Source organism: Nevskia sp. (genome assembly GCF_023266035.1).
GTDB lineage: Bacteria > Pseudomonadota > Gammaproteobacteria > Nevskiales > Nevskiaceae > Nevskia.
Map to the genome: position 1 here is coordinate 1 of NZ_JAHFRY010000225.1, position 4,112 is coordinate 4,112.

Genomic DNA, 4,112 nt, shown 5'->3' on the forward strand with positions numbered 1-4,112 from the left:
GGCGATCAGGCGGGCGTGGCGGGGCGGCACAACAATGCGGCTCATCGTAATCCAGCGATCGTCCGGAAACTCACCATGAGCACAGCCGTCATCAACCCTTCGAGCATGAGCGACGAGCAGAAGGCCGCGCACATCAAGGCTGTGGTCACTGCCGAAGGCCAGCGGCTGCGCGAGGCGCATCCGATCCTGAAGCATCAGAACGCGATTGGTGCGGCGATTCTCGCGATCTCCTGGCTCGGCATCATCGCCTGCGGCTGGGCGTACTACGAAGGCGCGCTGTCGGCCTGGCTGTGCATTCCGCTGGTCGCGATCTTCGCCTCACTGACGCATGAGCTGGAGCACGACCTGATCCACTGGATGTACTTCAAGAAGACGCCGTGGGCTCACCACACCATGATGGCGCTGGTCTGGCTGGCACGACCGACGACGATCAACCCCTGGGCGCGGCGCACGCTGCACTTCAACCACCACAAGTTCTCGGGCCAGCAGAACGATCTCGAAGAACGCGCGATCACCAATGGCGAGCGTTGGGGTATCAAGCGCCTGCTGATGACCGGCGACAACCTGCTGTCGGTGGCGCTGCGCATGGGCAAGGTGCCGGCGCACAAGCGGACCAAGCTGTTCCTCAGCGCGGCGGCCGGCTATTTCCCGCTTGGCTGGCTGCAGATCGGCATCTGGTACAACTTTCTGGGCTTCCACGCGATCAATGGCGCCGCACAGCTGGCCGGCACCGAGATCGTCTGGTGGTCCTGGATCCTGACTGCGATGCAGGTGATCAATTTCCTGACCGTGACCTGGATCGCGCCGAACGTGCTGCGCAGCTTCAGCCTGCACTTCGTCAGCTCGAACATGCATTACTTCGGTGACGTCGAGCCCGGCAACGAGCTGCAGCAGTGCCAGGTGCTGAACGTCTGGTGGATGACGCCGTTCCATCTGTTCTGCTTCAACTTCGGCGCGACTCACGCGATCCATCACTTCGTGGTCAAGGAACCGTTCTACATCCGCCAGATGAGCGCGCCGGTCGCCCACAAGGTGATGCGCGAGATGGGTGTGCGCTTCAACGATGTCGGCACCTTCGGGCGGGCCAATCGCTGGACTCAAGTGCGCGCCTGATCGGCAGCGTCAGCCACAAAAAAGCCCGAGGGCGGATCTTCCGCCCTCGGGCTTTTCTCGTTCGGCCGACTTAAAGGATGGTCGGGTTCGGCGCGTCGCCGTAGACGGCCTTCGGGTCGAACATCTTTTCGCTCTCCTCGAACTTCAACACGCGAGTGAACTCACCTTCACCCGTCGGGATCGAGCGATAGAAGCAGGAGCGGTAGCCGACGTGGCAGCTGGCGTCGCCGGGAATCTCCACCCGCAGCCAGACGGCATCCTGATCGTCGTCGATACGCATCTCGACCACCTTCTGCACCAGGCCGGAGGTCGCGCCCTTGTGCCACAGCACTTTCCGCGAGCGGCTGTAGTAATGCGCTTCGCCGGTGGTGATGGTCAGCTTCAGCGCTTCGGCATTCATGTAGCCGAGCATCAGCACTTCGCCGGTGTTGGCCGCCGTGGTCACGCAGGCGATCAGGCCGTGCTCGTCGAATTTCGGCGCGAGGTCGTGACCTTCCTCGACCTGTTCGATGGTCTGGCGGGCTTCGAAACGAATATCACTGTTCGGGGCAGTATTGGCGGCAGTCATGGCGGCTCAGCAGAACAAACGGGTCTGGCGGGCAGCGATTATAAACGCGCCGGCTGAACTAGCCGGCGCGTCTGCCATTTGTCGATCAATAAGCCGCCGGGCCGCGGGGCGGGCGACGGCCACCCCGGTCGTTGTTGTCATTGTCCCGAGGCGCTCTCGGCGTCGGCGCCTGTATCGGCGGGCGCTGCGCGGGTTCGGGCTGCTGACGCGGAGCGGCGTACTGGCTCGGCGCCTCGTTACGCTCATTTCGGTAGTCATTGCGGGCGTCACGGCCATCATTTCTGGCGGTCGGCCGCTGGCCCGGAACCGTCGGCGGCTGACGATTCTGATCGCGGCCCTGGTCGCGGTCCGACGGATTGCCGCGCTGACCCGGCGGCAGCGGCGGCGCCACGACGACCGGCGGACGGGGATCGCCGCCGTGCCCGTTGCCGCGATCCGGATCGCGCGGCCGAGGGCGACCCGGATTTGGGTCGGCGTAGATCGGCGGCTCGGAATTGCGCGGACGGCCGTTGCCATCGTAATCGCGGCCCCGGTGGTCGTGGTCCCGGTCGTCATCGCGATGGCCGCTGTAACCCGGCGGGTAGTAACGCTGGCCGCGGTAATAGCCGCCGCCGTTGCCGTAGTAAGGACGGCCGTCGTAGTAGCCGCCACCGTAGTAGTAGCCGCCGTACCAACCCGGGTTGTACCAGCCGGCACCGTAATAGCCGGGGCCGTAATAGGAATCCGGGTAGCCGTAGGATTCGTAGCGCACCACCACGTCGCGCTGGCCGCGACCGCCGTAGTCATCGTCGTAGGTTTCGAGCGGCGTACAGGCTGCGACCGTCGCAGCGATGCCGATCAGGGACAGAACACGAACGATGATTTTGACGGGAGCCTTGTTCATGGCCGGACTTTACGCCGCCGATCTGAATTGCCGCTGAACGAATCCCGGCTTTCGCGGGCGCTCAGCGCAGGCGCCGGGCGATCGCCCCTTTCATCACGCCTTCGTAGGCGCGCACTGCAATATCCCGGCCTGGCCGCGCGGCCGCAGCCAGGCCGGCGAGGTGATCGGCAATGCATTCCACCGTGGTGTCGGTTTCGAGCAGATCGCAGCGCTCGGCCGGCAATTCCAGTGCGAACGTGCCTTCGGCGGCAGCGTACTCGTAGCGCTCGCGGCCGTTGGCGGTCGACACCCGATCTTCGCGAGTGCCGAGATAGATGTCGGCCCAGCGCGCGGCCTGCTCGGCTTCGAGCGCGGTATCGCGAACGCCGTCGACCAGGATCTCGATCCGCGACCGATGGCCGTGGGCGATGCGCTGGCAATGGCCGGCGTGCTTCTTCAGGCCGTGCGTGTAGTGGTAGTACGGGCCGCTGATCGCTTCGCTGCGCAGGTTCAGAACCAGTTCGGCGACGTTGGCCGGCACCACAGCGGCCAGCACCGGCTTCAGATGCGCGGCCAGCGCCTCGGCGGTCACCGCTTCCGCGTCCAGCAGGGTCACGGCGATCGCCGGCGAGCTGTGCTCGATCGCACCCGCCGTCGGGCCGCGGAATTCCAGATCGACTCTGCCGCCGGCCTCATGCACGGAAAGCCCGGCGTGCCGGCGTGGCACGATCAGCGTGTGATCGGCGCTGTCATCGAGCGCGCGCTTCAGGCGCTTCTTGACCTCGCCGAAGTCCAGCACCATCGACTGCGCGTCCAGCTCGCCGCGCAGTTCGATGTCGACGATCCAGCTTTCGCCAACCACGCCGCGCTGCGCATCGAGATAGGCGCAGTCGATGACCGTGAGTTGCTCGACGAACAGGCTGGACAAGACGCGGGACATGGCGGAACGCTAGGATTTTCTGGGGATTTGCGGTGCACAGTGTAGCGCCGCGTCATCTGCTGGCCGGACAATCAGGCCCCGTACTGGAGCTGAACCATGTCTTGTCCTTCGCGTTTGACCGCTTTTGCCTCGCTGGCCTTGAGCCTGTTGCTGCCGCCGAGTGCCGCTGCCGAGGTGGTCAAGGCTGGCGAACAGGGCTTTCTCGCCCGAAACCGGGTAACCATCGCCGCGCCGCCAGCCAAGGTCTGGGCGGCGTTGATCGAGCCCGCGCGCTGGTGGAACCAGGAACATAGCTGGTCCGGCAAGGCCGCTAACTTCAGCCTCGATGCGCGCGCCGGCGGCTGCTTCTGCGAACGCCTGGCGGATGGCGGCAGCGTCGAGCATCAGCATGTCGTGATGGCAACGCCGAACCGTTTGTTGCGCCTGAACGGAGGACTAGGCCCGCTGCAGGCCGAGCCGGTCAACGCCGTGATGAGCTGGGAGCTGAAAGCCGATGGCGAGCGCACCATCCTCAGCCAGACGTATGCCGTCAGCGGTCAGGCCGCGGGTGGTCTGGCTGGCTGGGCGACGCCGGTCGACGGCGTCATCCGCGAGCAGCTGGAACGCCTGCAGAAGCTGATCGAAACCGG

5 protein-coding genes are annotated in these 4,112 nt (G+C 65.3%); 2 read left to right on the forward strand and 3 right to left on the reverse strand.

Annotation, left to right across the window (positions count from 1 at the left end):
* Window positions 1–75: 75 nt before the first annotated feature.
* Window positions 76–1,113, forward strand: a complete 1,038-nt coding sequence (locus Q0D45_RS21185; RefSeq protein WP_293397801.1) for a fatty acid desaturase — start codon at window positions 76–78, stop codon at window positions 1,111–1,113.
* Window positions 1,114–1,183: 70 nt separating this feature from the next.
* Here Q0D45_RS21185 and hisI read toward each other — a convergent pair whose 3' ends face one another.
* The 3 genes from hisI to Q0D45_RS21200 all read right to left on the reverse strand — a co-directional run bounded on the left by hisI (window position 1,184) and on the right by Q0D45_RS21200 (window position 3,483).
* Window positions 1,184–1,681: a phosphoribosyl-AMP cyclohydrolase gene (gene hisI, locus Q0D45_RS21190; RefSeq protein ID WP_293397804.1), complete on the reverse strand. Its 498-nt coding sequence runs from the start codon at window positions 1,679–1,681 to the stop codon at window positions 1,184–1,186.
* Between the two features lie 85 nt (window positions 1,682–1,766).
* The gene (locus Q0D45_RS21195; protein WP_293397807.1) at window positions 1,767–2,564 is read right to left on the reverse strand and encodes a hypothetical protein; all 798 of its coding nucleotides are present in this window, start codon (window positions 2,562–2,564) and stop codon (window positions 1,767–1,769) included.
* 61 nt (window positions 2,565–2,625) lie between these two features.
* Window positions 2,626–3,483, reverse strand: coding sequence for a 6-carboxytetrahydropterin synthase (locus Q0D45_RS21200; protein ID WP_293397810.1), 858 nt, complete (start codon window positions 3,481–3,483; stop codon window positions 2,626–2,628).
* A 96-nt stretch (window positions 3,484–3,579) separates the two neighbouring features.
* Here Q0D45_RS21200 and Q0D45_RS21205 point away from each other — a divergent pair.
* Window positions 3,580–4,112: SRPBCC domain-containing protein (locus Q0D45_RS21205; RefSeq protein WP_293397813.1), on the forward strand; the 533-nt coding region annotated here is incomplete at its 3' end.